This window comes from Paraburkholderia sp. RL17-373-BIF-A (genome assembly GCF_046030175.1).
GTDB lineage: Bacteria > Pseudomonadota > Gammaproteobacteria > Burkholderiales > Burkholderiaceae > Paraburkholderia.
Genome location: NZ_JARESO010000056.1, coordinates 47,339 through 54,323 on the forward strand (window position 1 = coordinate 47,339; position 6,985 = coordinate 54,323).

The following is a 6,985-nucleotide window of genomic DNA, read 5'->3' on the forward strand; positions in this document are numbered from 1 at the left end:
TTTGCGTATGTCGGCAATCGCCAACGGCTTTCCCCTTCCTCTGTTCGAGCGTCTTGTAGAAGACGCTGACGCGTGGTTGCAAGGCGAGCACGCGCTTCGGCAATCCGTCGCGCGGGAGTTGTCGCGTCTGCTCAATGCGCGTTCGAGCCTGACGATGGAAACCTTCGCGATGAGCGACGGAACCGTGCTGGACTACGGGCTGCCCGATTTCTCCGATCTGTCGCTGCGCTCGCAGCGCGACCGCGACGCCATTGTCGCCGCCGTGCGCCAGGCGATCGCGCTCTTCGAGCCGAGGCTGGCCGACGTCAAGGTGGGTTTCAGCTTTCCGTCCGGCGACGAGCGCCACGCCGTGCTAACAGTGGATGGCAAGATGCGCGTGAACCAGTCGGTCGAACACGTCTTCTTCGAATTGCAGGGCGGCGCGCGCGGCAGCGCCGATGCACGCTGGAAGGACGCAGACTGACATGGCTGCCGAAGACATTCTCCAGTACTACAAGCGCGAGCTGTCGTATTTGCGCACTCAGGGCGCCGATTTCGCGCAGCGTTATCCCAAGGTCGCGTCGCGCCTCGCGCTGCATGGCACCGAGTCGCTCGACCCGCACACCGAGCGCTTGATCGAGGCGACCGCGTTTCTCGCCGCGCGCGTGCATCGTGACCTCGACCAGGCCGCGCCGCAAATTGCCAGCGCGCTGCTCGACAACGTGTGCCCCTCGATGATTCAGACGGTGCCGTCCATGACCGTCGCGCAGTTCGAGCTCGACCCGACGCAGGGCAAGGTGACGGCAGGCTTTCGCGTACCGCGCCACACCGGCCTCGCCGCGATGACGGAGACGGGCGATGCCTGCCGCTTTCGTACCGCGTGGGAAACCGTGTTGTGGCCGCTCAGAATCAGCCGCGCTGCATTCGGCGACGACTCCACGCTGCGGCTCACGCTGGAATGCGACGCGGGCGTCGATTTTTCCGAACTCGAACTCACGCAATTGCGCGTGCATCTGCATGGCGACTGGGTCGTGACCATGCCGCTCTATGAACTGCTGGTCGCGAACGTGACGGATGTCGGCGTGCGTCCCGAGCAAGGACCGGCCACGATGCTGCCGCCCTCGGCGTGGCGCGAAGTCGGTTATGCGCCGGAAGACACCGTCTTGCCGCAGCCTTCGCACGCGCATCCTGCGTACACGCTGATGCAGGAGTATTTCGCGTTTCCGCGCAAGTTTCATTTCTTCGATCTGCACGTGCCCGCCGGCAAGCTCGGCACCGGGCGCACCTGCGAGATCGTCCTGCATCTGGATCGCGTCCCGCGCGGACTCGGCATGCTCGGCGCCCAGCATTTCCGGCTCGGCTGCACGCCCATCGTCAACCTGTTCTCGCAGACGAGCGAGCCGATCGTGATCGACCGGCGCCATTACGAGTACCGTCTCGTCGCGGACCAGAAGCGCGAAGCGATCACAGAAATTCATTCGATCCTGTCGGTGATCGCTTCCGATCCCGCGCAGGATCGCGCCGTCACCTTGCCGTGTTTTACAGCGGCGGATCGCCTCGACGATCCGCGCGCGGCGGCCGACACGATGTACTGGTCGGCGCGCCGCGAACAGAGCGTGCGCAGCAACGCGCCGGGCATCGATCTGTATCTCGGTTTCGTCGACGCCGGCAACGTGACCGGCCAGCCGGATACGCCGGTGGTATATGCCAACGTGCTGTGCACCAACCGGCGCCTGGCCGAACAGGTGCCGGTCGGCGCGCGCATGCTGGTGGAGCGAGTCTCGCAGAATGCGCGGGCGCGCTGTTTGTACGAGCCGACTTCGCAGCGCAATCCTCCGCTCGACAGCGCGACGCTGTGGCGGCTGGTGTCGTTGTTGACGCGCAACTATCACTCGCTGGTGGGCGGCGCGACCGGCCGGCGCGAGCTGCAGGACATGCTGCGGCTGTTCGCATCCGACGGTCCGCGCGAAGAGGCACAGATCCGCGGCATTCGCAGTATCGACGCGCGCCCGATCACCGCGCATGTCGGCACCGAGGCCTGGCGTGGTTACTGTCGTGGCACCGAGGTCAGCATCGAGTTCGACGCCGATACCTTCGTCGGCGGCTCACCGTTGCTGATGGGTGCGGTACTCGCGCGTTTCTTCGCGATGTACACGTCGGTCAATTCCTTTGTGCGGCTGGTCGTGCGCCGCGGAGACGAGACATGGAAGCAATGGGCGCCGATGACCGGCAGCCAGCAAACGCTCTGATCGCTCGTCTCGTCGCGCAGCCGCAAGGCTTCGACCTGTTTCAGGCGATCCACCTGCTCGAACGCGCGCAGCCGTGGACGCGCGCACTCGGCTATGGCGACGGCACCGACGAGGCAGTGCGTCTGCGCGGCTTCGTCTCGCTCGCGTTCGAAGCGAGCGATATCCGCAGCGCGCAGCGTCATCCGCAGGCGAACGACGCGCAACCGCGCAGCGCACAAGCGGGCGACGCGCGAGCTAACAAAGCCCATGAGCCGCGCGAAACCTACACGCTGACCACGCCGGTGATGACGCTCGCCGGCGCCAATGGTCCATTGCCGATGCCGTTCACGGAGATGGTGCTGGCCCGCCGCGCGGCGCGCGAAACCGCGATGGGCGACCTGCTCGACATCTTCAATCATCGCTTTCTGTCGTTTCTCTACCGCAGCCGGCAGAAGCTTGCGCCGTCGTTGGCGAGCCGCTCGCCGCGCGACGCCGAACTTGCCGCGTGCCTCGATGCGCTCGGCAACCTCGGACTGCACGGCGGCCCGTGTGGTCCGCGCGGCGCGTCGTTGTGGCTGCGTCATGCCGGCTTGCTCGGCGGCGCGCCACGTTCGATGACGGGCCTGCTCGCGCTGCTCTCCGACCGGCTCGGCGTGACGGTGCGCGGCGCGCAATTCGTCGGCGGCTGGCATACGGTCGATGCAGCCGATTCGCTGCGCCTCGCGCGTCCCGGCACGCGCGCACCGCGACTCGGCGGACTCGCGGTGCTGGGGCGGCGCACGTGGAGTCAGTCGGCGGGGCTGCGCATCGAATTCTTCGATCTGTCCGAGACGCTGTTCACCGCGCTTCTGCCGGGCGGCGACGCGCACGAACTAGCGGCGTGGCTCGTGCGCAGTTATCTGCAACAGGACCATGAGGTGTCGTTCGTGCTGCATCGCGCGAAACCGGCGAGCGCGGGCGCATTGGGCGGCGCGGCGGCGGCACGGCTGGGCTGGACCTCGTGGGTGGGCGGCCAACGTGACACTTCGCGCGCCGCCAATGTCCGGCCCCAAGCGGTCCGGCTGGCGATGCGCACGACCGAGGCGCCGCTCCATGCCGCCACGGCGGCCCACACCAACACGCGAGCAGCAGCGAACTCCATGGCCGCGGCCATGGGTCGCGGATAAGACGAAGGCCACTGAGACCCCATGGATATCGACATTCGAACCTTGCTGAGCCGGCTCGACCCGGTCTGCAAACTGGCGATGGAACAGGCCGCGCAACTGTGCGTGCGGCACACGCATTACAACGTGGACATCGAGCATCTGCTGTTGCAGTTGATCGAATCGGATGCGCCGGATCTGAAAGCGATTCTCGAACGCTTTGAAATCGGCGCCGCCGATCTCACCGCGCAGTTGCAGAATGCCGTGGACCATTTCAAGCGCGGCAATGGCCGCACGCCGGCGTTGTCGCCGAACTTTTCGCCGCTTTTCCAGGAAGCGTGGCTGCTCAGTTCGATGCTGCTCGGCGAGCAGCAGATCCGCTCGGGCACGCTGGTGTTGGCGCTGCTGGAGGTGGACAGCCTGCGCGGCATGCTGATGGACTCGGCGCCGGCCTTGCTCAAGATCGCGCGTGGCGCGCTGCGTGATGGACTATCCGATATTCTCGCGGGATCGTCCGAAGGCAGCGTGGCGACTGGCGCCGGCTCGTCGAAGGCACCGGCCGGAGCGGCCCAGCCATCGGCGATGCCGTCCGCCGATCTGAACAACGGCGGTCGCGCGTCCGCGCTCGCGCAATACACGATCGACCTCACCGCGCAAGCACGCTCGGGCGCGATCGATCCGATCTACGGACGCGACGCGGAAATCCGTCAACTGATCGACGTGCTGTTGCGCCGCCGCCAGAACAACCCGATTCTCACGGGCGAAGCGGGCGTGGGCAAAACGGCGGTCGTCGAGGGTTTCGCGCAGCGGATCGTGCTGGGGCAAGTGCCGCCCGCGCTCGTCAACGTCTCGGTGCGCTCGCTTGACCTGGCGTTGCTGCAGGCCGGCGCCGGCGTGAAGGGCGAGTTCGAAAACCGTCTCAAGTCGGTGATCGCCGAGGTGAAGGCTTCGCCGGTGCCGGTGATTCTGTTCATCGACGAAGCGCATCAGTTGATCGGCGCGGGCGGCAGCGAAGGCCAGGGCGACGCGGCCAATCTGCTGAAGCCGGCGCTCGCGCGCGGCGAGTTGCGCACGATCGCGGCCACCACATGGGCCGAATACAAGAAGTATGTGGAGCGCGACCCGGCGCTCGCGCGGCGCTTCCAGGTGGTCAAGGTCGAAGAGCCGGCCGAAGCGGTCGCGATCGAGATGCTGCGCGGCATGGTGGCGAAGCTGTCCGCGCATCACGGTGTCGAGATTCTCGATGAAGCGGTGCGCGACGCGGTCAAACTTTCGCAGCGCTATATCTCCGGGCGCCAATTGCCGGACAAGGCGATCAGCGTGCTCGACACGGCGTGTGCGCGCGTCGCGATCGGGCAGAACGGTGTGCCCGAAGAGATCGAGTCATTGGGACGGGCCATCGACGCCGCCGAAAACCAGTTGCGCATTCTGCGTCACGAAGCGGCGACGGGCGCCGAGCGCGCCGAAGCGATCGCCACGCTCGCACGCCAGCTCGAAGACCAGCGCACGCAGCACGCGCGCATGAGTGACAAGCTGGCGACGGAACGGCACGCGGTCGGCGAGATTCTCGCGTGGCGCGCCAAGATCGCACAGCATGTGGCGGGCACCGAACTGTCCATCGACGAAGATGACAGCGCCTCGCTCGCCGCGAATCTCGGCAGACTGGAAAAAGGCCTCGAAGCCGTGCGCAGCGATGAGCCGATGGTGCCGGTATGCGTCGACTCTGAAATGGTCGCCAAGGTCATCTCCGGCTGGACCGGCATCCCGGTCGGCAGCATGCTCGCCGACGAATTGCACACGGTGCTGTATCTGCACGACAAGCTCGCGGCGCGCGTGGTCGGCCAGGACGAAGCGCTCGATGCGATTGCGCGGCGCGTGCGCACCTTCCGCGCGGATCTCGACGATCCGGGCAAACCGGTCGGCGTGTTCCTGCTGATCGGACCGAGCGGCGTCGGCAAGACCGAGACCGCCGCGGCGCTGGCCGACACGCTGTATGGCGGTGAGCGCAACATGATTACCGTGAACATGTCGGAGTTCCAGGAAGCGCATAGCGTCTCGGGACTCAAGGGCGCGCCGCCGGGCTATGTCGGCTATGGGCGCGGCGGCGTGCTGACCGAAGCCGTGCGGCGCCGCCCGTATAGCGTCGTGCTGCTCGATGAAATGGAAAAAGCGCATCCGGACGTGCTGGAGCTGTTCTTCCAGGTGTTCGACAAAGGCGTGATGGAAGACGGCGAAGGCGTGCCGATCGACTTCCGCAACACGCTGATCCTGCTGACCTCGAATGCCGCGCAGGATGTGATCACCGAAGCCAGCCAGGGCGGCCGCCGCCCGCCGCCGGCCGAGTTGATCGAGCGTCTGCGCCCGGCTCTGCTCAGGCAGTTCAGTCCGGCGTTTCTGGGCCGTCTCGTGCTGGTGCCGTACTACCACCTCGGCGACGCGCAGATCACCTCGATCGTCAACCTGAAGCTCGCGCGGCTCGCCGCCCGCTTCGAGCGCAATCATCACGCGCCGCTGACCTGGGACGATGAGTTCGCCAGCACGATCACCGAGCGCTGCAAGGAAGTCGACAGCGGCGCGCGCAACGTCGATCACATCCTCACGCAATCCGTATTGCCGGAACTGGCGCGCGAGGTGCTCGAGCGCATTTCCGTCGCTGAACCGTTCGGCGGTGTGCATCTCGGTTTCGACCCGGCCGGCGGCGTGACATTCCGGTTCGCGCCGCGGGGAGACCAGTAACGTGGCTGTGACGCAAACCGGCTGCCTGCTCTCGATTACTTCGCCGTTCGGCGCCGACGTGCTATTGCTCGACGGCTTCGGCGGACACGAGGCGATCTCGGCGCCGTTTCGCTTCAACCTGCGCATGCGCTCGGCGAACCCGGCGCTCGATGCGCAGACCATCATCGGCCAGAACGCGACGGTGACGATCGAGGGGCCGGCCGCGGCGCCGCGCTATTTCAACGGCATCGTCACGCGCTTCGCGCAGGTCGGCGCGAACGCGCAGTACGGCTATTACTCGGCGGAACTCGCGCCGCGGCTCTGGTTGCTCTCGCTCGGCAGCGACCGCGCGATCTTTCAGAACATGACCGCGCTCGCCATCGTTCAGCAGGTGTTGTCCACGTTCAACATCGCGGTCCAATCGCGCGTGACCGGCAGCTATACGGAGCGCGAATATTGCGTGCAATACGACGAAAGCGCGTTGCAATTCATCTCGCGGCTGATGGAAGAGGAGGGCATCTTTTACTTCTTCACCTTCGCGAACGGCGCGCACACCATGGTGCTCGCGGATAGTCCGTCGGCACACCAGCCCGGCGCTGTCCCGACGCTGCGGTTTTCCGGCGATTCTGTCGGACATGACGCGAGCGAGCGCGTGAGCAGCTTCGAGATGTCGACGGGGCTCGTAGCGGCAACCTATGTGGTCGGCGATTACGACTACAAAAGCGCGAGCACGCTGAGCGCGCAGACCTCCGCGGAAACGCATGGCGCGAGCGGCATCCGCTATGCCTTTCCTGGCCGCTATGCGGCGGCCGCGGACGGCGAGCGCGCGGCCACGCTGCAGCTCGCCGCGCAGCAGATGGACCAGCAGACCGGGCGGGGGGGGGGGGGGGGGGGGGGGCGGGGGGGGGGGGGCCGGGGGGG

At 66.6% G+C, this 6,985-nt stretch carries 5 protein-coding genes; all 5 read left to right on the top strand.

Annotation, left to right across the window (positions count from 1 at the left end; all coding sequences use genetic code 11):
* Positions 1-7 precede the first annotated feature (7 nt).
* A complete protein-coding gene (gene tssE, locus P0D80_RS39490) occupies positions 8-463 on the top strand; it encodes a type VI secretion system baseplate subunit TssE (protein WP_408291843.1) in 456 nt (151 codons plus the stop codon).
* A gap of 1 nt (position 464) precedes the next feature.
* Complete coding sequence (tssF, locus tag P0D80_RS39495; protein ID WP_408291845.1) at positions 465-2,228, top strand: type VI secretion system baseplate subunit TssF; 1,764 nt, start codon at positions 465-467, stop codon at positions 2,226-2,228.
* Positions 2,183-3,373 carry a type VI secretion system baseplate subunit TssG gene (tssG, locus tag P0D80_RS39500; protein WP_408291848.1) on the top strand — a complete coding sequence of 397 codons (1,191 nt, stop codon included), beginning with the start codon at positions 2,183-2,185 and terminating at the stop codon, positions 3,371-3,373. Before tssF ends, tssG begins: the two co-directional genes overlap by 46 nt.
* 21 nt (positions 3,374-3,394) lie before the next feature.
* Positions 3,395-6,085 (top strand): type VI secretion system ATPase TssH, encoded by a 2,691-nt coding sequence (gene tssH, locus P0D80_RS39505; protein ID WP_408291850.1) that lies wholly within the window; start codon positions 3,395-3,397, stop codon positions 6,083-6,085.
* A gap of 1 nt (position 6,086) precedes the next feature.
* Positions 6,087-6,985: type VI secretion system tip protein TssI/VgrG (gene tssI, locus P0D80_RS39510; protein ID WP_408291852.1), on the top strand; the 899-nt coding region annotated here is incomplete at its 3' end.